General features: G+C 57.2%; 23 protein-coding genes. 19 read left to right on the forward strand and 4 right to left on the reverse strand.

The window, feature by feature from the left end; genetic code table 11:
• Positions 1 to 272, forward strand: a 272-nt coding sequence (locus K5E40_RS19480) for a hypothetical protein (RefSeq protein WP_221732167.1), incomplete at its 5' end; no start/stop codon positions are given.
• A 422-nt stretch (positions 273 to 694) separates the two neighbouring features.
• Here K5E40_RS19480 and gltA read toward each other — a convergent pair.
• Positions 695 to 1,984, reverse strand: coding sequence for a citrate synthase (gltA, locus tag K5E40_RS19485; protein WP_221732168.1), 1,290 nt, complete (start codon positions 1,982 to 1,984; stop codon positions 695 to 697).
• Positions 1,985 to 2,346: 362 nt separating this feature from the next.
• Between gltA and sdhC the strand changes: the two genes are divergently transcribed.
• From sdhC to K5E40_RS19545, 12 genes are all read left to right on the forward strand, one after another.
• Positions 2,347 to 2,721: a succinate dehydrogenase, cytochrome b556 subunit gene (gene sdhC / locus K5E40_RS19490; protein WP_015096190.1), complete on the forward strand. Its 375-nt coding sequence runs from the start codon at positions 2,347 to 2,349 to the stop codon at positions 2,719 to 2,721.
• A complete protein-coding gene (gene sdhD, locus K5E40_RS19495; RefSeq protein ID WP_221732169.1) occupies positions 2,715 to 3,083 on the forward strand; it encodes a succinate dehydrogenase, hydrophobic membrane anchor protein in 369 nt (122 codons plus the stop codon). Before sdhC ends, sdhD begins: the two co-directional genes overlap by 7 nt.
• A 3-nt stretch (positions 3,084 to 3,086) precedes the next feature.
• Positions 3,087 to 4,859, forward strand: a complete 1,773-nt coding sequence (gene sdhA, locus K5E40_RS19500; protein WP_221732170.1) for a succinate dehydrogenase flavoprotein subunit — start codon at positions 3,087 to 3,089, stop codon at positions 4,857 to 4,859.
• Positions 4,860 to 4,870: 11 nt separating this feature from the next.
• Positions 4,871 to 5,575 (forward strand): succinate dehydrogenase iron-sulfur subunit, encoded by a 705-nt coding sequence (locus tag K5E40_RS19505; RefSeq protein WP_003223007.1) that lies wholly within the window; start codon positions 4,871 to 4,873, stop codon positions 5,573 to 5,575.
• A gap of 251 nt (positions 5,576 to 5,826) precedes the next feature.
• Positions 5,827 to 8,658: a 2-oxoglutarate dehydrogenase E1 component gene (locus tag K5E40_RS19510; protein WP_221732171.1), complete on the forward strand. Its 2,832-nt coding sequence runs from the start codon at positions 5,827 to 5,829 to the stop codon at positions 8,656 to 8,658.
• 42 nt (positions 8,659 to 8,700) lie between these two features.
• Positions 8,701 to 9,924, forward strand: coding sequence for a 2-oxoglutarate dehydrogenase complex dihydrolipoyllysine-residue succinyltransferase (gene odhB, locus K5E40_RS19515; protein WP_221732172.1), 1,224 nt, complete (start codon positions 8,701 to 8,703; stop codon positions 9,922 to 9,924).
• 97 nt (positions 9,925 to 10,021) lie between these two features.
• Complete coding sequence (lpdA, locus tag K5E40_RS19520; protein ID WP_221732173.1) at positions 10,022 to 11,458, forward strand: dihydrolipoyl dehydrogenase; 1,437 nt, start codon at positions 10,022 to 10,024, stop codon at positions 11,456 to 11,458.
• Between the two features lie 183 nt (positions 11,459 to 11,641).
• Positions 11,642 to 12,808 (forward strand): ADP-forming succinate--CoA ligase subunit beta, encoded by a 1,167-nt coding sequence (gene sucC, locus K5E40_RS19525; protein WP_085732277.1) that lies wholly within the window; start codon positions 11,642 to 11,644, stop codon positions 12,806 to 12,808.
• On the forward strand, positions 12,808 to 13,689 hold the full coding sequence (gene sucD, locus K5E40_RS19530) for a succinate--CoA ligase subunit alpha (protein WP_003172813.1): 882 nt from the start codon (positions 12,808 to 12,810) through the stop codon (positions 13,687 to 13,689). The genes sucC and sucD overlap by 1 nt, the downstream gene beginning before the upstream one ends.
• Before the next feature lie 330 nt (positions 13,690 to 14,019).
• The gene (gene brnQ / locus K5E40_RS19535) at positions 14,020 to 15,333 is read left to right on the forward strand and encodes a branched-chain amino acid transport system II carrier protein (protein WP_221732174.1); all 1,314 of its coding nucleotides are present in this window, start codon (positions 14,020 to 14,022) and stop codon (positions 15,331 to 15,333) included.
• A gap of 195 nt (positions 15,334 to 15,528) precedes the next feature.
• On the forward strand, positions 15,529 to 16,266 hold the full coding sequence (locus tag K5E40_RS19540; protein WP_221732175.1) for a DUF599 domain-containing protein: 738 nt from the start codon (positions 15,529 to 15,531) through the stop codon (positions 16,264 to 16,266).
• Positions 16,266 to 16,667, forward strand: a complete 402-nt coding sequence (locus tag K5E40_RS19545; protein ID WP_221732176.1) for an MAPEG family protein — start codon at positions 16,266 to 16,268, stop codon at positions 16,665 to 16,667. Before K5E40_RS19540 ends, K5E40_RS19545 begins: the two co-directional genes overlap by 1 nt.
• Before the next feature lie 77 nt (positions 16,668 to 16,744).
• Here the strand turns inward: K5E40_RS19545 and K5E40_RS19550 are convergent, their stop codons facing one another.
• Positions 16,745 to 16,981 carry a hypothetical protein gene (locus K5E40_RS19550; protein WP_221732177.1) on the reverse strand — a complete coding sequence of 79 codons (237 nt, stop codon included), beginning with the start codon at positions 16,979 to 16,981 and terminating at the stop codon, positions 16,745 to 16,747.
• A gap of 158 nt (positions 16,982 to 17,139) precedes the next feature.
• Here K5E40_RS19550 and K5E40_RS19555 point away from each other — a divergent pair, with 158 nt between their 5' ends.
• From K5E40_RS19555 to K5E40_RS19570, 4 genes are all read left to right on the forward strand, one after another.
• Positions 17,140 to 17,616 carry a PaaI family thioesterase gene (locus tag K5E40_RS19555; RefSeq protein ID WP_221732178.1) on the forward strand — a complete coding sequence of 159 codons (477 nt, stop codon included), beginning with the start codon at positions 17,140 to 17,142 and terminating at the stop codon, positions 17,614 to 17,616.
• Positions 17,613 to 18,065: a PaaI family thioesterase gene (locus K5E40_RS19560; protein WP_221732179.1), complete on the forward strand. Its 453-nt coding sequence runs from the start codon at positions 17,613 to 17,615 to the stop codon at positions 18,063 to 18,065. The genes K5E40_RS19555 and K5E40_RS19560 overlap by 4 nt, the downstream gene beginning before the upstream one ends.
• 81 nt (positions 18,066 to 18,146) lie before the next feature.
• Positions 18,147 to 20,051 (forward strand): molecular chaperone HtpG, encoded by a 1,905-nt coding sequence (htpG, locus tag K5E40_RS19565; protein ID WP_221732180.1) that lies wholly within the window; start codon positions 18,147 to 18,149, stop codon positions 20,049 to 20,051.
• A gap of 69 nt (positions 20,052 to 20,120) precedes the next feature.
• Entirely contained in the window at positions 20,121 to 20,849 is a 729-nt protein-coding gene (locus K5E40_RS19570) for a dienelactone hydrolase family protein (protein ID WP_221732181.1), read from the forward strand.
• 100 nt (positions 20,850 to 20,949) lie between these two features.
• On the opposite strand, the gene K5E40_RS19575 is transcribed toward K5E40_RS19570, so the two are convergent.
• Positions 20,950 to 21,813, reverse strand: a complete 864-nt coding sequence (locus tag K5E40_RS19575) for a pirin family protein (protein ID WP_221732182.1) — start codon at positions 21,811 to 21,813, stop codon at positions 20,950 to 20,952.
• Positions 21,814 to 21,874: 61 nt separating this feature from the next.
• Positions 21,875 to 22,291 (reverse strand): OsmC family protein, encoded by a 417-nt coding sequence (locus K5E40_RS19580; RefSeq protein ID WP_221732183.1) that lies wholly within the window; start codon positions 22,289 to 22,291, stop codon positions 21,875 to 21,877.
• 128 nt (positions 22,292 to 22,419) lie between these two features.
• On the opposite strand from K5E40_RS19580, the gene K5E40_RS19585 reads away from it, so the two are divergent.
• Together K5E40_RS19585 and K5E40_RS19590 are read left to right on the forward strand one after the other, a co-directional pair.
• Positions 22,420 to 23,475, forward strand: coding sequence for an amidohydrolase (locus K5E40_RS19585; protein WP_260455854.1), 1,056 nt, complete (start codon positions 22,420 to 22,422; stop codon positions 23,473 to 23,475).
• Between the two features lie 130 nt (positions 23,476 to 23,605).
• The gene (locus K5E40_RS19590) at positions 23,606 to 25,231 is read left to right on the forward strand and encodes a methyl-accepting chemotaxis protein (RefSeq protein WP_221732185.1); all 1,626 of its coding nucleotides are present in this window, start codon (positions 23,606 to 23,608) and stop codon (positions 25,229 to 25,231) included.
• The last annotated feature ends 68 nt before the right edge of the window (positions 25,232 to 25,299 follow it).

Raw genomic sequence — 25,299 nt, forward strand, 5'->3', positions numbered from 1 at the left:
GCTTCGCTGCACCTCCTCTCGATGTGTTTGGCTTCGCCAAACGGTCGCTGCGCTCCCCCCCCCCCCGGATCAATCCCTCCACTCAGCCTGCCGACGGGCGCTTTAAGATCAAGAGCTTTACTCGAGCTAACGCTCATTGTGATGAGCGGTGGAAGAGCGTGCGGTCGGCTTTTGATTTTCTGTGGGCGCGAGCTTGCTCGCGACGGCGGTCTGACAGCCGGCCAAAGGGGTTGCCGATTTCCCTGGAGCTGCCGAAGGCTGCGATCTTTTGATCTGCTTTGGCTTTGGCTTTGGCTTTGGCTTTGGCTTTGGCTTTGGCTTTGGCTTTTGTTCTTGATCTCCAGTCCCATCGGCAGGCCGAGCGAAGGTGTTCGTCAGGGGGAAGGCGCGCAGCGCCGTGCGGCGAAGCCGCATGCATCGAGAGGAGGTGCAGCGAAGCAAACCGGAGGCGATGACCCCTGGTGGACACCGTAGCGAGGGAACACTGAGCCTCAGCGAAGTGCCGTACGCCGGGGCAAAGCCTTTTGGGTTACTTTTTCGGCGTTTGGAAAAAGTGACTCGCTGTAAGCGCGAAACCATAGGAGGCCGTTACCGCGGCAACGGATATGCCCCCCAAACCCCAAACAGACAAAAACGGCCTCTATATAAGAGGCCGTTCCCGGTGCAACTTCAAGACGTTATCGCAAGACAAGTCTTATTTTCGGTCTTCCAGCTTGGTGATGTCACGCGACTCGTAGCCGGTGTACAACTGGCGCGGACGGCCGATCTTGTACGGGCTGGAGAGCATTTCTTTCCAGTGGGAGATCCAGCCGACAGTCCGCGCCAAAGCGAAGATCACGGTGAACATGCTGGTCGGAATGCCGATCGCCTTGAGGATGATCCCCGAGTAGAAGTCGACGTTCGGGTACAGAGAGCGTTCGATGAAGTACGGATCGGTCAGGGCGATCTCTTCCAGGCGCATGGCCAGTTCGAGTTGCGGATCGTTGGTGATGCCCAGTTCTTTCAGCACTTCGTCGCAGGTCTGCTTCATGACTGTTGCGCGTGGGTCGCGGTTTTTGTAAACCCGGTGACCGAAGCCCATCAGTTTGAACGGGTCGTTCTTGTCCTTGGCCTTGGCGATGAATTTGTCGATGTTGGAAACATCGCCAATCTCGTCAAGCATGGTCAGAACGGCTTCGTTCGCACCGCCGTGAGCAGGGCCCCACAGTGCGGCGATACCGGCGGCGATACAGGCGAACGGGTTGGCACCCGAAGAGCCTGCCAGGCGTACGGTGGAAGTCGATGCGTTCTGCTCGTGGTCGGCATGGAGGATGAAGATCTTGTCCATGGCGTTGGCGAGTACCGGGCTGATCGGTTTGATCTCGCACGGGGTGTTGAACATCATGTGCAGGAAGTTTTCCGCGTACGTCAGGTCGTTGCGCGGGTACATCATGGGCTGGCCCATGGAGTACTTGTAAACCATCGCTGCCAGGGTCGGCATTTTCGCAACCAGACGGATCGCGGAAATTTCGCGATGCTGCGGGTTATTGATGTCCAGGGAGTCGTGGTAGAAGGCCGAGAGGGCGCCAACTACACCGCACATGACGGCCATCGGGTGGGCGTCGCGACGGAAGCCGTTGAAGAAGGTTTTCAGCTGCTCGTGAACCATGGTGTGGTTTTTCACGGTGCTGACGAACTGGGCTTTCTGTTCTGTCGTCGGCAGTTCGCCGTTGAGCAGCAGATAGCAGGTTTCGAGGTAGTCTGACTTTGCAGCCAGCTGTTCGATCGGGTAGCCGCGGTGCAACAGAATGCCGTTGTCGCCGTCGATATAGGTAATCTTCGATTCGCACGAAGCGGTCGACATGAAACCCGGGTCGAAAGTGAAGCGGCCCGTGGCCGTCAGGCCCCGAACATCAATAACATCGGGACCAACGGTGCCGGTTAAAATGGGCAGCTCGACGGGGGCTGCGCCCTCGATGATCAACTGCGCTTTTTTGTCAGCCATGTGGCCTCCTATTTATGCTTGAACCATCAGACAGACCCCCCACGCAGGGCCCGCACCACTATAGTGAGATAAATTTGAATGTCAATTTGCCTAAAGTCTTGCTCCAGAAGGCTTTAAGCGCACTTTTTCCTCGAAATTGACTGCCGTTTACGCCTTTTATGCGACTTGTGCAATCAGCTATTGGGGGTAGGTGATTGCGTTGTCATTAGTAGCCTAACTGTCTATACTCGGCCACCGACCGCCAAGGGCTTTTGGGCCTGCTTTATTGGGGGTCGCATCCCTGGGTGGTGGTTACCTGACCAGTGCACTCCCCAACAACTTTGCCCTGATTGTTAGGGGCTCTTCAGTGTGAAAAAAAAGCCGTGAAAAGCCAACGACCTGTAAACCTAGACCTAAGGACCATCAAACTCCCCATCACCGGCGTTACGTCGTTTCTTCACCGTGTTTCCGGCATCATTCTCTTCCTGGGCCTCGGCTTCATGCTTTATGCATTGGGCAAATCCCTGGGTTCCGAGGAAGGTTTCGCCGAGGTGAAGGCATGCTTGACCAGCCCGCTGGCCAAGTTCGTAGCATGGGGTCTGCTCTCCGCTCTTCTGTATCACCTGGTAGCCGGTGTGCGCCACTTGATTATGGATATGGGCATCGGTGAGACGCTGGAAGGCGGCCGCCTGGGCTCGAAAATTATCATCGCGGTTTCCGTGGTGTTGATCGTTCTGGCAGGAGTTTGGATATGGTAACCAGCGTTACGAACCTTTCGCGTTCGGGCCTCTATGACTGGATGGCGCAACGTGTGTCTGCGGTTGTTCTCGCGGCTTATTTCATTTTCCTGATCGGCTATCTCGCAGTGAACCCGGGCATTGGCTTCGACCAATGGCACGGCCTGTTCAGCCACAACGGGATGCGTATCTTCAGTCTGCTGGCACTGGTGGCTCTGGGCGCTCACGCCTGGGTCGGCATGTGGACCATCGCGACCGACTACCTGACGCCTATGGCGCTGGGCAAGTCCGCGACTGCAGTACGTTTCCTTTTCCAGGCAGTATGCGGCGTTGCAATGTTCGCCTACTTCGTCTGGGGTGTGCAGATTCTCTGGGGTATCTGATTCATGGCTAACATTCCAACGATTTCTTTCGACGCTATCATTATTGGTGGTGGCGGTGCCGGCATGCGCGCTGCGCTGCAACTGGCGCAGGGTGGTCACAAGACTGCCGTGATCACCAAGGTTTTCCCGACCCGTTCGCACACTGTATCCGCCCAGGGCGGCATCACCTGCGCTATCGCGTCCGCCGACCCGAACGATGACTGGCGCTGGCACATGTACGATACCGTCAAGGGCTCCGACTACATCGGTGACCAGGACGCTATCGAATACATGTGTCAGGAAGGCCCGGCCGCGGTTTTCGAGCTGGACCACATGGGTCTGCCGTTCTCGCGTACCGAACAAGGCCGTATCTATCAGCGTCCGTTCGGCGGTCAGTCCAAGGACTACGGTAAGGGCGGTCAGGCTGCACGCACTTGTGCAGCCTCCGACCGTACTGGCCACGCGCTGCTGCACACCCTTTATCAGGGCAACCTGAAAGCCGGTACCACGTTCCTGAACGAGTACTACGCTGTCGATCTGGTGAAAAACCAGGAAGGCGATTTCGTCGGTGTGATCGCAATCTGCATCGAAACTGGCGAAACCTCCTACATTCGCGCCAAAGCCACCGTGTTGGCGACCGGCGGTGCAGGCCGTATCTACGCTTCCACCACCAACGCCCTGATCAACACCGGTGACGGCGTCGGCATGGCTCTGCGTGCTGGTGTACCGGTACAAGACATCGAAATGTGGCAGTTCCACCCGACCGGGATCGCCGGCGCCGGTGTACTGGTTACAGAAGGTTGCCGTGGTGAAGGTGGTTACCTGATCAACAAGCACGGCGAGCGTTTCATGGAGCGTTATGCTCCGAACGCCAAAGACCTTGCCGGTCGTGACGTGGTTGCTCGCTCGATGGTTAAAGAAATCATCGCCGGCAACGGTTGCGGTCCGAATGGCGACCACGTGATGCTCAAACTCGACCACTTGGGCGAGGAAGTGCTGCACAGCCGTCTGCCAGGCATTTGCGAGCTGTCGAAGACTTTCGCGCACGTTGACCCGGTTGTTGCTCCAGTTCCGGTTGTGCCAACTTGCCACTATATGATGGGCGGCGTTCCTACCAACATTCATGGCCAGGCGATCACCCAGAACGACGAAGGGGTGGATCAGGTCATTCCTGGTCTGTTCGCGGTCGGTGAAGTGGCTTGTGTATCGGTTCATGGTGCCAACCGTCTGGGCGGCAACTCGCTGCTCGATCTGGTGGTATTCGGTCGTGCTGCCGGCCTGCACCTCGAGAAGGCGCTGACCGATGGCATCGAATACGACGACGCTACCGAAGCCGATATCGAAGCGGCCCTGTCGCGCCTGAACTCACTGAACAGCCGTACTGATGGCGAAGACGTGGCAACCCTGCGTCGCGAGCTGCAAAGCTGCATGCAGAACTACTTCGGTGTATTCCGTACTGGCGAATACATGCAGAAAGGTATTGCTCAACTGGCCGACCTGCGTAAGCGTATTGCTAACGTGAAGATCAACGATAAGTCGCAGGCGTTCAACACTGCGCGTATCGAAGCGCTGGAACTGCAAAACCTGCTGGAAGTGGCTGAAGCAACTGCCATCGCTGCCGAAGTTCGTAAAGAGTCCCGCGGTGCGCACGCCCGTGAAGACTTCGAAGATCGTGACGACGAAAACTGGCTGTGCCACACCCTGTACTTCCCGGGTGACAAGCGCGTCACCAAGCGTGCCGTTAACTTCTCGCCGAAGACTGTTCCGACTTTCGAACCTAAAGTCCGGACTTATTAAGGGTGACCGCCATGTTGCAAGTCAGTGTTTATCGCTACAACCCTGATCAGGACGCCGCGCCGTTCATGCAGGAATTCCAGGTCGATACCGGTGGTAAAGACCTGATGGTGCTGGACGTGCTGGCCCTGATCAAAGAGCAGGACGAGGGTTTCTCCTATCGTCGCTCCTGCCGTGAAGGCGTCTGTGGCTCCGACGGCATGAACATCAACGGCAAAAACGGTCTGGCGTGCATCACGCCGCTGTCCGCCGTTGTGAAGGGTAACAAGTTGATTGTTCGTCCGTTGCCAGGTTTACCGGTTATCCGTGACTTGGTCGTCGATATGAGCATCTTCTACAAGCAATACGAGAAGGTGAAGCCTTACCTGCAGAACGACACGCCGGCTCCGGCCATCGAGCGTCTGCAGTCGCCAGAAGAGCGTGAAAAGCTTGACGGTCTGTACGAGTGCATCCTGTGCGCTTGCTGCTCGACCTCTTGCCCGTCCTTCTGGTGGAACCCGGACAAGTTCCTGGGTCCTGCTGCTCTGCTGCAAGCCTACCGCTTCCTGGCAGACAGCCGTGACACCAAGACCAGCGAGCGTCTGGCTTCGCTCGATGACCCGTTCAGCGTATTCCGCTGCCGGGGCATCATGAACTGCGTCAACGTATGTCCCAAAGGCCTGAACCCGACTAAGGCCATCGGTCACATCCGTAACATGCTGCTTTCTAGCGGCGTGTGATTCAGCTGCTGTAACCGCTGCACCGTAGAGGCTGTGGCGCGGGCTTCAACCCGCGTCATGGCTATAACCAGAGCAGCAGCCATAAGCTGCGGCTCTTATTTTGAAGAAATGAGACAAGCAGGGGCATCCGGGCTGGTACCCGGACTATCAGCGTGATCCTAAGTGGCTTGTTTTGGTCGCTGCATTCGGACTTCTGCAAGTTTGCTCGGTATTGACGCCGATGGTGTTCCCCTAACCGAGGGTGACCAAGCATGCAAGAAAGCGTGATGCAGCGCATGTGGAACAGCGCCTACCTTTCAGGTGGAAACGCTGCCTATGTGGAAGAGCTTTATGAGCTCTACCTGCACGACCCTAACGCTGTGCCAGAAGAGTGGCGCACCTACTTTCAGAAGTTGCCTGCCGACGGCAACTCTGCCACTGATGTTTCGCACTCCACAATTCGCGATCATTTCGTGCTGCTGGCAAAGAACCAGCGCCGCGCCCAACCGGTTTCCGCCGGTAGCGTGAGCAGCGAGCACGAGAAGAAGCAAGTTGAAGTGCTGCGATTGATCCAGGCCTACCGTATGCGTGGCCACCAGGCAGCCCAGCTTGACCCGCTGGGGCTGTGGCAGCGTCCTGCACCAGCAGACCTGTCGATCAATCATTACGGCTTGACCAATGCCGATCTTGATACGACCTTCCGTGCCGGCGACCTGTTCATCGGCAAAGAGGAAGCGAGCCTACGCGAAATTCACGAAGCGTTGCAGCAGACATATTGCCGCACCATCGGCGCTGAATTTACGCATATCACCGATTCCGAGCAGCGCCAGTGGTTCCAGCAGCGTCTGGAAAGCGTGCGTGGTCGTCCGACGTACTCCGCCGACATCAAGAGCCACCTGCTTGAGCGCGTGACCGCCGGTGAAGGCCTGGAAAAATACCTGGGCACCAAATACCCAGGCACCAAGCGTTTCGGTCTGGAAGGCGGCGAGAGCCTGATTCCGATGCTCGACGAACTGATCCAGCGTTCCGGTTCTTACGGCACCAAGGAAGTCGTCATCGGCATGGCCCACCGTGGCCGTCTGAACGTACTGGTCAACACCTTCGGCAAGAACCCGCGCGAGCTGTTCGACGAGTTCGAAGGCAAGAAGAAGGTCGAGTTGGGTTCCGGTGACGTTAAATACCACCAGGGCTTCTCGTCCAACGTAATGACCACCGGCGGTGAAGTTCACCTGGCCATGGCGTTCAACCCGTCCCACCTGGAAATCGTTTCCCCGGTGGTGGAAGGTTCGGTTCGTGCCCGTCAGGATCGTCGCAACGATTCGACCGGTGAGAAGGTTCTGCCGATCTCCATCCACGGTGACGCTGCATTCGCAGGTCAAGGTGTGGTCATGGAAACCTTCCAGATGTCGCAGACCCGTGGTTTCAAAACCGGCGGTACTGTTCACATCGTGATCAACAACCAGGTGGGTTTCACCATCAGCAACCCGCTGGACTCGCGTTCCACCGAGTACGCTACCGACGTTGCCAAGATGATCCAGGCGCCGATCCTCCATGTGAATGGTGATGATCCGGAAGCTGTATTGTTCGTGACCCAAATGGCCATCGACTACCGCATGCAGTTCAAGCGTGACGTGGTGATCGATCTGGTCTGCTACCGTCGTCGCGGCCACAACGAGGCCGATGAGCCAAGCGGCACTCAGCCTCTGATGTATCAGCAGATCACCAAACAGCGCACTACCCGTGAGCTGTACGCTGATCGTCTGACTCAGGACGGTACTCTTGATGCAGAGCGTGTTCAGGCGAAAGTCGACGAATATCGCAACGCGCTGGACAACGGTCTGCACGTTGTGAAGTCGCTGGTCAAAGAGCCGAACAAAGAGCTGTTCGTGGACTGGCGTCCGTATCTGGGCCACGCCTGGACTGCGCGTCACGACACCCGTTTCGATCTGAAAACCCTGCAGGAACTGTCCGCCAAGCTGCTGGAAATTCCGGATGGCTTCGTGGTTCAACGCCAGGTTGCGAAGATTTACGAAGACCGTCAGAAGATGCAAGCCGGCGGCCTACCGATCAACTGGGGTTACGCTGAAACCATGGCGTACGCGACCCTGGCGTTCGAAGGTCACCCGATTCGCATGACCGGTCAGGACATCGGCCGCGGTACGTTCTCGCACCGTCATGCTGTTCTGCACAACCAGAAAGACGCTGGCACTTACGTTCCGCTGCAGCACCTGTACGACGGTCAGCCACGCTTTGACCTGTACGACTCGTTCCTGTCGGAAGAGGCCGTTTTGGCGTTCGAATACGGCTACTCGACCACCACGCCGGATGCGCTGGTGATCTGGGAAGCCCAGTTCGGCGACTTCGCCAACGGTGCTCAAGTGGTTATCGACCAGTTCATCACCAGTGGCGAGCACAAGTGGGGCCGTCTATGCGGTCTGACCATGCTGCTGCCGCACGGTTACGAAGGTCAGGGTCCTGAGCACTCCTCGGCACGTCTGGAGCGTTACCTGCAGCTGTGCGCCGAGCACAACATTCAGGTAGCCGTACCGACCACGCCGGCGCAGATCTACCACTTGCTGCGTCGTCAGGTGATTCGCCCGCTGCGCAAACCATTGGTCGTCCTGACGCCGAAGTCGCTGCTGCGCCACAAGCTGGCCATCTCGACGCTGGAAGATCTGGCCGAAGGTTCGTTCCAGACCGTTATCCCGGAAATCGATGTTCAAGACCCGCAAAAGGTCGAGCGCGTTGTTCTGTGTAGCGGCAAGGTCTACTACGACCTGCTGGAAAAACGCCGTGCCGAAGGCCGTGACGATATCGCCGTCGTGCGTATCGAGCAGCTGTACCCATTCCCTGAGGACGACTTGATTGAAGTCCTGGCTCCCTACACCAACCTCAAACATATCGTTTGGTGTCAGGAAGAGCCGATGAACCAGGGTGCCTGGTACTGCAGTCAGCACCACATGCGCCGCATCGTTGGCAAACACGACAAATCTCTCGTACTCGAGTACGCGGGCCGTGATGCCTCTGCTGCACCTGCTTGTGGTTACGCATCGATGCACGCCGAGCAGCAGGAAAAACTGCTGCAAGACGCGTTTACCGTTTAACGCCTTCGCGCACTTGAAACCGAATTTAAGGAACTACAGATAATGGCTATCGAGATCAAAGCCCCCACTTTCCCGGAATCGGTTGCCGATGGCACCGTTGCCACCTGGCACAAACAACCGGGCGACGCTGTCAAGCGCGACGACCTGATCGTCGACATCGAAACCGACAAAGTCGTACTGGAAGTTCTGGCTACTGCTGACGGCGTGCTGGGCGCAATCGTCAAGAACGAAGGCGACACCGTTCTGTCCGACGAAGTCCTGGGCTCGATCGAAGCGGGCGGTGCTGCTGCCGCTGCTCCAGCCGCCGCTGCTGCTCCGGCCACTACTGCCGCTGCACCGGCTGCCGCCGAAGGCGAAGACGATCCTGTTGCTGCTCCGGCTGCTCGCAAGCTGGCTGAAGAAAACGGCATCAACATCGCTTCCGTTGCCGGCACCGGCAAGGGCGGTCGCGTGACCAAGGAAGACGTGGTTGCAGCCGTTGCTGCCAAGAAAGCCGCTCCGGCTGCCGCGCCTGCCAAGGCTGCTGCACCTTCGGCTGCCGCTCCGGTGTTCGCCGCTGGCGATCGCATCGAGAAGCGCGTACCGATGACCCGCGTTCGCGCCACCGTGGCCAAGCGTCTGGTTGAAGCACAATCGAACATGGCGATGCTGACCACTTTCAACGAAGTCGACATGACCGAAGTCATGGCACTGCGTTCGAAGTACAAGGATCTGTTCGAGAAGTCCCACAACGGCGTACGCCTGGGCTTCATGTCTTTCTTCGTGAAGGCAGCCACCGAAGCACTGAAGCGCTTCCCGGCTGTGAACGCGTCGATCGACGGCGGCGACATCGTTTATCACGGCTACGCTGACATCGGCGTTGCCGTTTCCAGCGACCGTGGCCTGGTTGTACCAGTCCTGCGTAACGCCGAGCTGATGAGTCTGGCTGAAATCGAAGGTGGCATCGCCACTTTCGGCAAGAAGGCCCGTGACGGCAAACTGTCGATGGACGAGATGACCGGTGGTACCTTTACCATCACCAACGGTGGTACCTTCGGTTCGATGATGTCGACCCCGATCGTCAACCCGCCGCAGGCAGCTATTCTGGGCATGCACAACATCATCCAGCGTCCTATGGCCATCAATGGTCAGGTCGTTATCCGTCCGATGATGTACCTGGCATTGTCCTACGATCACCGTCTGATCGATGGCAAAGAAGCTGTGACCTTCCTGGTGACCATCAAGAACCTGCTGGAAGATCCGGCTCGTCTGTTGCTGGATATCTGATAGAAGCAGCTGCAAGCTTCGAGCAACAAGCCGCAAGAAAGGGCGGCTTGGCTTGAAGCTTGTGGCTTGAAGCTTTTCGCTAAAGAGGATTTTTTGAATGTCGCAGAAATTTGACGTAGTAGTGATTGGTGCTGGCCCTGGTGGCTATGTGGCTGCCATCAAGGCCGCACAGCTGGGTCTGAGCACTGCCTGCATCGAGAAGTACACCGACGCCGAAGGCAAGCAAGCCTTGGGCGGTACCTGCCTGAACGTCGGCTGCATTCCTTCCAAGGCGCTGCTGGACAGCTCCTGGAAATACAAGGAAGCGAAAGAAAGCTTCAACGTTCACGGTATCTCGACCGGCGAAGTCAAAATGGACGTCGCTGCGATGGTCGGCCGCAAGGCTGGCATCGTCAAGAACCTGACCGGCGGCGTTGCCACTCTGTTCAAGGCCAACGGCGTTACTTCGATCCAGGGCCACGGCAAGCTGCTGGCTGGCAAGAAAGTCGAAGTCACCAAACCGGACGGTTCGGTTGAAGTCATCGAAGCTGAAAACGTGATTCTAGCGCCAGGTTCGCGTCCGATCGACATTCCACCGGCTCCGGTTGATCAGAACGTTATCGTCGATTCGACTGGCGCGCTGGAATTCCAATCCGTGCCTAAGCGTCTGGGCGTGATCGGCGCTGGCGTGATCGGTCTGGAACTGGGTTCGGTATGGTCGCGTCTGGGTGCAGAAGTGACGGTCCTGGAAGCCCTGGACACCTTCCTGATGGCAGCGGACACCGCTGTATCCAAGGAAGCGCTGAAAACCCTGACCAAACAGGGTCTGGACATCAAGCTGGGCGCTCGCGTCACCGGTTCGAAAGTGAACGGCGACGAAGTCGTTGTGAACTACACCGATGCCAACGGCGAACAGACCATCACTTTCGACAAGCTGATCGTAGCCGTTGGTCGCCGTCCGGTGACCACTGATCTGCTGGCTGCCGACAGCGGCGTGACCCTGGACGAGCGCGGTTTCGTGCACGTTGATGATCACTGCGCTACCACCGTACCGGGCGTTTTCGCCATCGGCGACGTGGTTCGCGGCATGATGCTGGCTCACAAAGCCTCGGAAGAGGGCATCATGGTTGTTGAGCGCATCAAGGGTCACAAGGCTCAGATGAACTATGACCTGATTCCTTCGGTTATTTATACTCACCCGGAAATCGCGTGGGTTGGCAAAACCGAGCAGGCATTGAAAGCTGAAGGCGTTGAAGTTAACGTTGGCACCTTCCCGTTCGCCGCTTCCGGCCGTGCCATGGCCGCCAACGATACCGGTGGTTTCGTCAAGGTCATCGCCGATGCCAAGACTGATCGCGTATTGGGCGTGCACGTCATTGGCCCGAGCGCTGCAGAACTGGTTCAGCAGGGCGCGATCGGTATGGAATTCGGCACCAGCGCTGAAGACCTGGGCATGATGGTTTTCTCCCATCCGACCCTGTCTGAAGCCTTGCACGAAGCTGCTCTGGCTGTGAATGGCGGCGCCATCCACATTGCCAACCGCAAGAAGCGTTAACAGACAATAAGAAACCACGGCGGTAACGGCCCGTCGTGAGCCTTGCGAGCAAGTCTCACCGCGGAATGTCCGCTGGACGCAGTCTTGCGTAGCACAGCTACGCAAGCAGCAGTCACAGGTGGCGCGGCACTCATCAAGAGCGCAGCGCCGAATGCGCAGTACCTAACGAAGACGGTAAAAAGCATGAATCTTCACGAGTATCAGGGTAAGCAGCTGTTCGCTGAATACGGCCTGCCAGTTTCCACTGGTTACGCAGTAGACACCCCGGAAGCAGCAGCAGAAGCTTGCGACAAAATCGGCGGCAACGAGTGGGTTGTCAAAGCCCAGGTTCACGCCGGTGGTCGCGGTAAAGCGGGCGGCGTTAAGCTGGTTCGCAGCAAAGAAGACGCCAAAGCCTTCGCACAGCAGTGGCTGGGCAAGCGTCTGGTGACTTACCAGACTGACGCCAATGGCCAGCCAGTCACCAAGATCCTGGTTGAATCGTGCACTGATATCGCTAAAGAGCTGTACCTGGGCGCTGTCGTTGACCGTTCGAGCCGTCGCATCGTGTTCATGGCTTCCACCGAAGGTGGCGTGGACATCGAGAAAATCGCTCACGACACTCCAGAAAAAATTCTGAAAGCCACTATCGATCCACTGGTTGGCGCTCAGCCATTCCAGGGTCGCGAGCTGGCATTCCAGTTGGGTCTGGAAGGCAAGCAGGTTGCTCAGTTCGCCAAGATCTTCGTAGGTCTGGCCAAACTGTTCAAGGATCACGACCTGGCTCTGCTGGAAGTGAACCCGCTGGTGATCAAGGCTGACGGCGATCTGCATTGCCTCGACGCCAAGATCAACATCGACGCCAACGCCATGTACCGTCAGCCTAAGCTGAAGACTTTCCACGATCCGTCTCAAGACGATCCGCGCGAAGCGCACGCTGCCAAGTTCGAACTGAACTACGTAGCACTGGAAGGCAACATCGGCTGCATGGTCAACGGTGCTGGCCTGGCCATGGGTACCATGGACATCGTCAACCTGCATGGCGGCAAGCCAGCCAACTTCCTCGACGTAGGTGGTGGCGCTACCAAAGAACGCGTGACCGAAGCGTTCAAGATCATCCTGTCCGACACTAACGTCGCGGCAGTACTGGTCAACATCTTCGGCGGCATCGTTCGCTGCGACATGATTGCCGAAGGCATCATCGGCGCTGTGAAAGAAGTCGGCGTGAAAATCCCGGTTGTTGTTCGCCTTGAAGGCAACAACGCTGAGCTGGGCGCTAAAGTACTGGCAGAAAGCGGTTTGAACATCATCGCTGCTACCAGCCTGACCGACGCTGCTCAACAAGTTGTCAAAGCTGCGGAGGGCAAATAATGAGCGTCCTGATCAATAAAGACACCAAAGTTATCTGCCAGGGTATTACCGGTTCGCAAGGTAGTTTCCACACCCAGCAAGCCATCGAATACGGCACCAAGATGGTTGGCGGCGTAACTCCGGGCAAAGGCGGCACCGAGCACCTGGGTCTGCCAGTGTTCAACACCGTTAAAGACGCCGTAGCTGCCACTGGCGCTACCGCTAGCGTGATCTACGTTCCAGCTCCTTTCTGCAAAGATTCGATCCTGGAAGCTGCTTTCGGCGGTATCAAGCTGATCGTCTGCATCACCGAAGGCATTCCTACCCTGGACATGCTGGACGCTAAAGTTAAGTGCGACGAACTGGGCGTAGTCCTGATCGGCCCTAACTGCCCAGGCGTGATCACCCCAGGCGAATGCAAGATCGGCATCATGCCAGGTCACATTCACTTGCCAGGCAAGGTCGGTATCGTTTCCCGTTCCGGCACCCTGACCTACGAAGCTGTGAAGCAGACTACTGACGCCGGTTTCGGTCAGTCGACTTGCGTCGGCATCGGTGGTGACCCGATCCCGGGTTCGAACTTCATCGACATCCTGAAGCTGTTCCAGGAAGACCCGAAGACCGAAGCGATCGTAATGATCGGTGAGATCGGCGGTTCGGCTGAAGAAGAAGCGGCTGCCTACATCAAGGCACACGTGACCAAGCCGGTTGTTTCCTACATCGCTGGTGTGACTGCTCCTGCGGGCAAGCGCATGGGCCATGCTGGCGCAATCATCTCTGGCGGCAAAGGCACTGCAGACGAGAAATTCGCTGCTCTGCAAGACGCAGGCGTAAAAACCGTGCGTTCGCTGGCAGACATCGGCAAGGCCTTGGCCGAGCTGACTGGTTGGGCTGTCAAGTAAGCCTCGTGCTTAACTGACGCTTCACCAAACAAAGGCCACCTTCGGGTGGCCTTTGTCGTTTCTGGCATTTGAGTCGATGGTGGCTATTTATAGGCATCCGCCCAATTACATGCAAAAACGCGACACGGAAACGTCGCGTATCGGATAGTTCGCCCTCTAACAGTGCGTTTGTAAGCCAAATTCGTTAGGCTAGCCGCCATTTTTGCGTCTGCCGCCCACAAGGCATGCAACGCGCTATACGGGTCAGTCCCATACGGATCGACAGCATTTCCCTAATCCCACAGGGCAATCCCCCTCTAAATTCCGATTCAGTAGTGTGGTATTACCTTAATGAAAGTTTTGAAAGGTCAGGACATCCTGGCACTTGGTTTTATGACATTTGCCCTGTTCGTTGGGGCTGGCAACATTATCTTCCCGCCGATCGTCGGCTTGCAGGCCGGACCTCATGTCTGGATGGCGGCGCTGGGCTTCCTGATCACGGCGGTCGGTTTGCCAGTGGTCACCGTCATTGCGCTGGCCAAGGTCGGCGGCGCAATGGACACGTTGAGCAGCCCGATCGGCAAGATTGCCGGCGGTGTGCTGGCGGCCGCTTGCTACCTGGCGGTCGGCCCGTTGTTCGCCACTCCGCGTACCGCGACCGTGTCGTTCGAAGTCGGTCTGGCGCCACTGACTGGCGAGAGCCCGTTGGCGCTGTTCCTCTATAGCTCGGTTTACTTCCTGTTGGTGTTCTTCATCTCGCTCTATCCGGGCCGTCTGCTCGATACCGTAGGTCGCTTCCTCGCGCCGTTGAAGATCATTGCGCTGGCGGTACTCGGCATCGCTGCATTCGCCTTGCCCGCCGGAGATATCGGTAGCGGTACTCCGGAATATGTGGCTGCACCGTTCTCCCAGGGCTTCATCAATGGTTACCTGACCATGGATACCCTCGGTGCGCTGGTGTTCGGCATCGTCATCGTTAACGCGATCCGCTCCCGTGGTGTCGAGTCGCCTGCGCTGATCACTCGTTATGCGATCATCGCCGGGCTCATTGCCGGCGTCGGTCTGGCGCTGGTGTATATCAGCCTGTTCCGTCTTGGTTCCGGCAGCCACGAAGTGGCCGTTGGTGCCACCAATGGCGCCGCGGTACTGCACGCTTACGTGCAACACACCTTCGGCTCGCTGGGCAGCGGTTTCCTTGCCGTACTGATCTCGTTGGCGTGTCTGGTGACGGCCGTGGGCCTGACCTGCGCGTGTGCCGAATACTTCAGCCGAGTGCTGCCACTGTCCTACAAGACGCTGGTGATCATTCTGGCGGCGTTCTCGCTGCTGGTGTCCAACCTGGGCCTGACCAAGCTGATTGCCTTCTCCATTCCGGTGCTGACCGCGATCTACCCGCCGTGCATCGTTTTGGTAGCGCTGAGCTTCTGCAAAGACTTCTGGCATGAGCATGGCCGCATCATCGGCCCAGTCATGTTGGTGTCCTTCGTGTTTGGCACCATCGACGCTCTGAAAGGCGCCGGCCTGGCCGACTGGCTGCCATCGCAACTGTCGCATCTGCCACTGAGTGAGCAGGGCTTGGCGTGGTTGGTGCCGTGTGTAATGACCCTGGTGGTTGCAGTGATCTGCGATCGCGTGCTGGGCAAGCGTAGTGAAGCCATTGCCTGACGTTTCCTGACCCGCCACAAGCGGGTCTTGGGCGATTAAACAGAAATGCCCCGTATCAATCGATACGGGGCATTTTTTATGGACATCAGGCAGTGTCTTTTTTCCTGAGCTAACGTCGAACGATTACATCGATTCTGGTGGGAGCGAGCAAGCCCGCTTCCCCAGATAAAGTGCTCATATTTGACAAGGAATTGCATGTCGTTCATCCAAGCTAACCTGATCCATTTGCTCGCCGCACTCTGGTTTGTCATCTGCTGGGGCGGTTATACCCGATACGCCAGTTGGAAGGCTCGCGACACCGCCTGCCTGGCCAGTGTGCTGCACCTGTATCGTGAAGACTGGATGCGCCGCATGTTGCTGCGCGACAACCGCATCGCAGACGCTAGCGTGATCGGTAATCTGGAGCGCAATGCCTCGTTCTTCGCCTCCAGTACCCTGATTATTCTTGCCGGTATTCTCACTGTGCTTGGAGCGTCCGAGCGGGCGGTGTCGTTGCTGGCGGATATTCCGATGGTGCAGCAGGCGTCGCAAGGCATGTCAGAGATCAAGTTGCTGTGTCTGGCCCTGGTGTTCGTCTATGCGTTCTTTACGTTCAGTTGGTGCATGCGCCAGTACAACTTTGCGGCGATTCTGGTGGGCTCAGCGCCCATGATCGGTGAGCGACAAGTATCGGAGCAGGAGCGCAAGGCCTTTGCTTTGCGGGCGGCGCGGGTGATTTCGATGGCGGCCAACCAGTTCAACTTTGGGCTGCGCTCCTATTACTTCGGCATGAGCATGCTGGCGTGGTTCGTCAGCCCCTGGCTGTTCATGATGATGAGCGCCGGGGTCGTGGTGGTGTTATACCGCCGCGAATTTCATTCCGACGTCCTCGATGTAATGGTGTATACCCCTACAGAGGCGCCCATCCCCGAGGCGAACAAGGAAGCTGCTTGATGAGTATTCCGTTCTGGTGTGTGTTTATCAGTGCGCTGTTGATTTATATCGCGCGTATGCCGGTGGCCAAGGCCATGAAAGAGCAGGGTGGTTACAACAATCACCTGCCGCGCCAACAACAAGCGCAGCTCACCGGTTACGGCGCCAGGGCGCTGGCGGCTCACCAGAACAGCATCGAAGCGTTCATGTTGTTTGCGGTAGGCGTGCTGATGGCGCATACCACGCAAACGGCGGGGTGGTTGATCGATACATTGGCAATCATTTTTGTAATAGCCCGGATCATCTACCTGTGGTTTTACCTGGCCGATCTGCCGCGACTGCGCAGTCTGGTCTGGGGGATTGGTTTATTGTGTTCGTTGTTATTGATGATTAGTCCGACTTTTAGAACTGTGTTGCTTTAACAGCGCATTACCGAAAAGTGACAGACAAAAGAAAACCCGCACTTGGCGGGTTTTCTTTTTCTGCATCAAGAGGCGATTTATTGCGTCTTGGCAGCTTCGTCTTTTGCAGCTTCGTTCGATTCTGCCTGAGCTTTGGCGGCTTCGGCATTTTCTTTTGCTGCGTCGTTCACTTTATCCTGAGCTTTGCTCATGTCTTGTTGAGCTTGTTCAGCATGTTCGGTGGCATCTTGAGCTTTGTCCTCGGATTTTTTATCGCAGGCAGCGAGACCGAGGGACGCGGTCAACATCAAGGCAATAGCTAAAGTCTTACGCATGGGGTGTTTCTCCTTATGGAAAATAACTACTGGCCTTAAGAACTCACGCCTGAGGGTTAAGTTCCTCATTTGTTTCAGATATATAAGTTTGTTTTGCCACGGAACTTTTGCTGTGTTTCTTACTACGGGTAAATGGGATTAACGAGAGTAATTATCAAATGGCCGAAAACCCCGTTTTTGAGCGTGCGACACGATTCCTGTCGGCGTTGCGTCACTGTCAGGTTCTTGGTTTGCAGGTGCACAGCGCCTCCACCGAAGGGCTCACGGTTATCCTGCCGTACAGCCCGAAAATCGTGGGCAATCCGCAAACCGGAGTGATTCACGGCGGGGCAATTACCTCGTTGATGGACACGGCCTGCGGGATGTCCACTTTGTGTGTACTACCAGAGTTCGAGGTTTGCCCGACTCTTGATCTGCGCATCGACTACATGCACGCCGCTGAACCCGGCAAAGATGTTTATGGTTTCGCTCAGTGCTACCGGGTAACGACCGATGTGATCTTCGCTCGTGGCTTTGCTTATCAGGATGATCCCGAACAGCCGATCGCCCATGTCGTTGGCACGTTCATGCGTATGGGTAAGGGTCTCAGGGGCACCAAAGGTTTCGGCGGTGCGATCAAGGGGGAAGGTCAATGAGTGATGAATTGAAGGATCAACTGCAGCAGGCCCACGAACAGGGTGACTACGCGCCGCTGCTGAAGTTGATCCCCTACGCCGGGCTGATCGGCATCGAATGCTCGCGGGTCGGTGATGAGTTGCTTTTCAAGCTCCCGGCGAACAAGGACAACATTGGTAACCCTTTATTGCCGGCGATCCACGGCGGCGTTATTGCCGGGTTCATGGAGCTGGCCGCTGCCCTGCATTTATTGATTTTTACCGGTGCGCCGGGCGTGCCGAAGATCATCGACTTTTCCCTCGATTACCTGCGAGCCGGGCAATTTCGCGACACCTGGGCCAAGTGCGAGGTCTGCCGGCAGGGGCGGCGAGTCGCGAATGTCGCGGTCACAGCATGGCAAAGCACCGAAAACGAACCGATTGCCACTGCCCGCGCGCACTTCAAAATCGATGACCCCTTGAAATCCTGAACACTGCCCCAAACTCTGATGACAACCCGCCGCAGACCATTCGGGTCGCGGCCAATGCCATCTGATTGGAGTTTGATGACCATGAGTGTGGAAACTCAAAAGGAAACCCTGGGCTTCCAGACCGAGGTGAAGCAACTGCTGCACCTCATGATCCATTCGCTGTATTCCAACAAGGAAATCTTCCTTCGCGAATTGATCTCGAACGCCTCTGACGCTGTAGACAAGCTACGCTTCGAAGCCTTGGCCAAGCCTGAGTTGCTCGAAGGTGGCGCAGACCTGAAAATCCGTGTGAGCTTCGACAAAGACGCCAAAACCGTCACCCTCGAAGACAACGGTATCGGCATGAACCGTGACGATGTGATCACCCACTTGGGCACCATCGCCAAGTCGGGCACTGCCGATTTCATGAAAAACCTCTCGGGCGATCAGAAGAAGGATTCGCACCTGATCGGTCAGTTCGGCGTCGGTTTCTACTCGGCCTTCATCGTTGCAGACCAGGTTGACGTGTACAGCCGTCGCGCCGGCACACCTGCCAGCGAAGGCGTGCACTGGTCGTCGAAAGGCGAGGGTGAGTTCGAAGTTGCCACAATCGAAAAACCTGAGCGCGGCACTCGCATTGTCCTGCACCTGAAAGCGGCGGAAGACGAGTTCGCCGATGGCTGGCGTCTGCGCAACATCATCAAGAAGTACTCCGACCACATTGCCCTGCCGATCGAACTGCCGAAAGAAGTCACCGCAGCCGAAGGCGAAGAGCCGCCAGCCGTTGAGTGGGAAACCGTCAACCGCGCCAGCGCCCTGTGGACCCGTCCTCGCACCGAAGTGAAGGATGAGGAATACCAGGAGTTCTACAAGCACATCGCCCATGACTTTGAAAACCCGCTGGCCTGGAGCCACAACAAAGTTGAAGGCAAGCTCGAATACAGCTCGTTGCTGTACGTGCCGGCCCGTGCACCGTTCGACCTGTACCAGCGTGAAGCGCCGAAAGGCCTGAAGCTGTACGTGCAGCGTGTGTTCGTGATGGATCAAGCCGAGTCCTTCCTGCCGTTGTACCTGCGCTTCATCAAGGGTGTGGTCGATTCCAACGACCTGTCGCTGAACGTGTCGCGGGAAATCCTGCAGAAAGACCCGATCATCGACTCGATGAAGTCGGCGCTGACCAAGCGCGTACTCGACATGCTGGAAAAACTGGCGAAGAACGAGCCTGAGCAATACAAAGGCTTCTGGAAAAACTTCGGTCAGGTCATGAAAGAAGGCCCGGCAGAAGATTTCGCCAACAAGGAAAAAATCGCCGGGCTGCTGCGTTTCGCATCGACCCATGACGAAGACGGCGAGCAAGTTGTCGGTCTGGCTGACTACCTGGCGCGCGCCAAGGAAGGTCAGGACAAGATCTATTACCTCACCGGCGAAACCTACGCGCAGGTCAAGAACAGCCCGCACCTGGAAGTCTTCCGCAAGAAAGGCATCGAAGTGCTTCTGCTGACCGACCGTATCGACGAGTGGCTGATGAGCTACCTCAGCGATTTCGACGGCAAGACGTTTGTCGACGTGGCACGCGGTGATCTCGATCTTGGCAATCTGGACTCGGAAGAGGACAAGAAGGCTGCGGAAGAAGTTGCCAAGTCCAAAGAAGGTCTGGTTGAGCGTCTGAAAACTGCGCTGGGCGATTCCGTGGCTGAAGTGCGTGTTTCTCATCGTCTGACCGATTCCCCGGCCATTCTGGCCATCGGCGAGCAGGATCTGGGTCTGCAAATGCGTCAGATCCTCGAAGCCAGCGGTCAGAAAGTGCCGGATTCGAAGCCGATTTTCGAATTCAACCCGGCGCACCCGCTGATCGAAAAACTCGACGGTGAGCAGAGCGAAGAGCGTTTTGGCGACCTGTCGCACATCCTCTTCGATCAGGCAGCCCTGGCTGCCGGCGACAGCTTGAAGGACCCGGCCGCTTACGTGCGCCGACTGAACAAGCTGCTGGTTGAACTGTCGGTTTAATCACGTTGCAAAAAAAACCCGCTTCGGCGGGTTTTTTCATTCTGGTGTTTAACAAATCAGGAGTCAGAAATGAGCCAAGTCACTGTACGTTCCGTGGTCTATCAGATTGATGGTCAGCCTTATGAAGGCCGGTTGGCCTTCGATGCCGATCATAAGAACGCGCGTCCGGGTCTGTTGATGGCGCCGAACTGGATGGGCGTCAGTGCCGGCGCCGAAGAGATCGCCAAATCGGTCGCAGCCAAAGGCTACGTGGTGTTGATCGCTGACGTTTACGGTCAGGCGGTGCGTCCCCAGAACGCCGATCAGGCTGGCGCGGCGATGATGCCGCTGAAAGATGATCGGGCCTTGCTGCGCAAGCGCATGCAAGCGGCGTTCGAGCAGTTGCACGCGCAAGGTGAAGCAGCGGTCGATATTTCGAAACTGGCGGTGTTCGGCTTCTGTTTTGGCGGCTGTTGTGCGCTGGATCTGGCGCGTACCGGTGCGCCGGTGAAGGCGACGGTATCCTTCCACGGTACGCTGGATTCGCCAAACCCGGCGGATGCGAAGAACATCAAGGGCTCGGTGCTGGTGTTGCATGGTGCTTCCGACCCCTTGGTGCCGAAAGAGCAATTGCCTGCTTTCGAAGATGAGATGAACGCGGCGAACGTGGATTGGCAGTTGCTGAGCTACGGCGGTGCGGTGCACTCGTTTACCGATCCGCACGCCAATATGCCGGGCAAAATGATGTACGACGCGAAGACCGCTGCGCGCGCCTTCAAGTCGATGCATGACTTGTTGGATGAAGTGTTCAGGGGCTGATTCAGGCAGCGCCTGCTCTGGCTTCTTCTTCCGCATTGGAACGCGTTCCAATGCGGGAACAGGCTTGCTCGCGAAGAGATGTTAGTCAGCGGCACAAGACTCAGGGCAATTCAATCCGCTCACTTTCCCCCGGCACTGTCGGCCAATCCCCGGCCGCCCACTTGCGCCGAGCCTCATCAATGGCCGCCGGATCGCTCGCGACAAAATTCCAGTTGATCCGCCGAGGTCCGTCCAGCGGCGCACCGCCGAACACCACAGCATGACAGTCACTCTCGGCAAACAAACTCATCTCTTGCCCTGCCGGCAACACCACCAACACATGCGGCTCGATGGGTTCGCCATTCAATTGCGCATCACCACTGAGCACATACACCGCCCGCTCTTCATGCTCGGTCGGTATGAGCAGCGTGGTCGCCGTTTGCATTTTTACTTCGGCGTACAGCGTAGGAGAAAGCACCGGTACCGGCGATTCAAGACAAAAGCCTGACCCGGCAATCATCCGAATCTGCACGCCGAGGTTATCGCTGACGGGTAACGTCGCCGCCGGGTGATGGCTGTAGTGTCCTGGCCCTTGCTCATGATCCTTGGGCGAGGCCAGCCAGATCTGCAAACCGTGCATGGTGAAGCTTTGCTCCCACAACTTCTCGGGCGTGCGCTCGACGTGAGCGATGGCGCTGCCAGCGGTCATCCAACTGACATCGCCGGCGCTGACCACCTGATCGGAGCCGAGGCTGTCCTTATGCTGGATTTGCCCTTCAAACAAATAGGTGAGGGTCGACAGGCCGATGTGCGGATGCTGTCGGATGTTCATGCCTTTGCCCGTCGGATAAATCGTCTCGAGCATGTGATCAAAAAATACGAAAGGCCCGACGCTGCGGCATTTGGCTGACGGCAGTGGGCGCAGAATCGGCTGGCCTTCGACGTCTTCGGCTCGCGCGCGGATGATCAGAGGTTGCGTGTCCATGGTGCATTCCAGGCTGAGCGGGTGATGCGCAGAGCATAACCCGCCGCAGCCCGCGTGTTGATTATTGGCTGTCGAAGCCTTGTGGTGCGTGGGTTTCGATCGTCACGTCGGTGGTGGTCATCAGCTTGTGGACCGGGCAGCGGTCGGCAACGCGCAGCAGTTCTTCACGCTGGGCGTCAGTCAATACGCCTTTGAGGGTGAGTGTGACGTGCAAGACGTATTTGCCTTTTTGTTCTTCGCTGTTGTCGCGTTTGACTTCGACACCTACGCCAGTCAGCGGGATGTCTTTCTTCTTTGCGTACATCTTCAGGGTTATTGCCTTGCAGGCGCCGAGGGCAGCGTCGAAGTAATCGTGCGGCTCGGGTGCCGAGCCTTCGCCGCCGGCAGATTTCGGTACGTCGGCAAACAGTTCGTGGTCATCGATCTTTACGGTGTGACGAAAGCCTTCAGCGGAGACGGTATTGACGGTAACGGTCATGGGAACCTCACTGGCAGTAGGAAAAGTCGTTCGATCAAAAAAGACCTTGCAGTTATAGAGCATTCCCACCGGCACGCGTTCCACTTTCCTGCGGGATGAACCCTTGTCGTCAGGGCGGGGTCTAGGTTATGCCTACTTGTCGGAGATTAATTGTGTCCCTGTATCGTTTGAGTTTTGCCTGCCTTTTGGCCTTTGCCAGTTCGGCCAGTGCCCGCGAATACACCTACAGCGACGCGCACCTGCACTACGTGGATTTTTTCCAGGAAACGGCCGGCATGTCGAAACTGCTGACAGCCATGAAGGACAACTCCGTCGAGCATGTGATGATTTCCGGTATTCCCGTGGCCAAAAAGTGGCACGAAGACGAACCCAAACGCCCGCGTTATTACGCCGGCGATGATGCCGATGCGTATTGGTACAGCGCCACCGACGTGATCGTTGCGGATGCGGTGCAAAAACTAACGCCTGAGCAACGCCCCTTTTTCCATCCCTTCCTTTCAGGTTTCAACCCCAACGACAAAAACTCTGCTGCGCACATCCAGCGCATGCTCGATCTGTACCCGGGGCTATGGCAGGGCATCGGCGAGGTGTTCACCCGCCATGACGATCTGACGGCGCTGACGTCTGGTGACACGCCACGCGCCAATAACGAAGCGATGACCAGGATCTATCATCTGGCGGCGGAAAACGATCTGCCGGTGATGCTGCACTCCAACATCACCTCCAAACGTGAGAAAAATCCGCTTTATCTGAGGGAAATCGAAGAGCCGCTGCGTAATCATCCGCACACCCGGTTTATCTGGGCGCACGCGGGGACAAGCGCCGAGATTCATCGGCATCAGACACAGTTGAAATTCCTGCTTGCGACCTTGACGCGGATGCTTGAGGCCTATCCGAATCTCTACATCGACCTGTCTTGGACCATGCTCACTCCATATCTGCTGGATGCGCAGGGGAAGCCGCGCCCGGCATGGCTGGCACTGGTAGAGCGTTATCCGGAGCGCTTCATGCTCGGTTCGGACGTGGTCGGGCGATTCAACAGGCTCGGTCAGGAAATGCACAGCTTTAAACCGTTTCTCGATGCGCTACCGGAAGACGTCGCCCATAAAGTCGCAAAGGACAACTTCCTGGCGATCTTGCCGCGAACGGAGCTCAAATCCGCTAAAACCACGCTGAATCGATAATGCCGCGTGTTCGGAGTATTAAGGCGTTTTGATATCACGTTTTGGTCTTACGCAAATTTCCGCCGGGCCGATACCTTCTAGAGCAACCAGCTGCAGGGTTGATGCAGCGCTTTTGGAAGGAACCAGAGCAATGAGTATCCGTAGTCTCAATATTGCCCCGCGCGCCGGATTGGGTTTTGGCCTGTTGGCCCTCATGGTGTTTGCCCTGGGGGCGTTCGCCTTGCTGCAAATGTCCAACATGCGTGCCCAGTCTGATGAGGTCGATAAAAACTGGCTGCCGAGCGTGATGGCCGTCGGCGAGATGAGTCAGGACATGCTGCGCCTGCGGGCGTTGACCATGCGCCTGTTGATCGACCGTGATCGGCAGGCGCTTGAGCAGAATGTTGCCAAGCTCAATGAGTTGCGCGGCGTGCTCAGTGAAGCCCAGCAACGATATGACGTGCTGATCGTGCTGCCCGAGGAGCGTCAGTTGTTTGATCGTTTCAAAGTTGCCGAGCACAAGTACCTGGAGTTTCAGGCGCAGGTGATGCAGTTGTCCGCACAGAATCGGGTGGAGGAGGCGGCGGCGATTCTCAATATTCAGATGAGCCCGTTGGCCGATGACATCACGGTCACCCTGCGGGAACTGGTCGAACTGAACAAGCACAACGCCAACCTTGCTACCGAAGCTGCACGGTTAGTGTTCATCAATTCGCGGGTGTGGGTCGGTGTGATGATCGCCGTCACGGCGTTGATCACCATAGGCCTGGCGTTGTTACTGACCCGCAGCATCGTGATGCCGTTGGCGCAGTCGTTGGGCGTGGCGCAAGTGGTGGCCGCAGGTGATCTGACTGGAGAGATCGACATTGCAGGCAAGGACGAGCCGGCGCGACTCCTGCAAGCGCTGCAAAGCATGCAGCACAATCTGCGCGACACGATTCGGCATATCTCCGAGTCATCCAGCCAGTTGGCTTCGGCATCGGAAGAGCTCAGTTGCGTCACGGAAGACGCTACGCGCGGGTTGCATCAGCAGAGTCTCGAAATTGAGCAGGCGGCCACGGCGGTCAATCAGATGACGGCTGCAGTGGAGGAGGTGGCCAGCAATGCGGTGGCGACGTCCGAAGCCTCGCGCGAATCCGATCGTATTGCCCAGCATGGTCGTGAACAGGTACGCCAGACCGTGACGTCGATTGAGTGTCTCGCCGAGGACGTTACCAATAATGCGATTCAGGTGGAGGATTTGGCGCAGAAGGTTCATGGCATCAGCAAGGTGCTGGATGTCATTCGTTCGATTGCCGAGCAGACCAATCTACTGGCCCTTAACGCTGCGATAGAGGCGGCGCGGGCCGGCGATGCCGGGCGTGGGTTTGCAGTGGTGGCCGACGAAGTGCGGGCGCTGGCCCATCGTACCCAGCAGTCGACGCAGGAAATCGAGCAGATGATTGGCGGTATTCAGCAGGGTACCGATTCGGCGGTCAATTCGATGCAGCAGAGCAATGGGCGGGCGCGTTCAACACTGGAGTTGGCCAAAGCTGCGGGAGTGGCGTTGGAGGAGATTGCTTCGGCGTTTACGTTGATCAATGAACGCAATCTGGTGATCGCCAGCGCTTCGGAAGAGCAGGCGGCGGTAGCGCGGGAGGTGGATCGCAATCTGATGAACATCCGCGATCTGGCGATGCAGTCGTCGGCGGGGGCTAATCAAACCAGTGCGGCGAGTCAGGAGTTATCGCGGTTGGCGGTGGATCTCAACAGCATGGTGGCCAAATTCTCGGTATGACTCGATAGCCGATCGCAACGGTGAACCCACTCACAGTGATTGTGTGTTGTTGCGCAAATTGCAGGCAT

The sequence above is a fragment of the Pseudomonas baetica genome, from assembly GCF_019733355.1.
In the GTDB taxonomy this organism is placed as follows: domain Bacteria; phylum Pseudomonadota; class Gammaproteobacteria; order Pseudomonadales; family Pseudomonadaceae; genus Aquipseudomonas; species Aquipseudomonas baetica_A.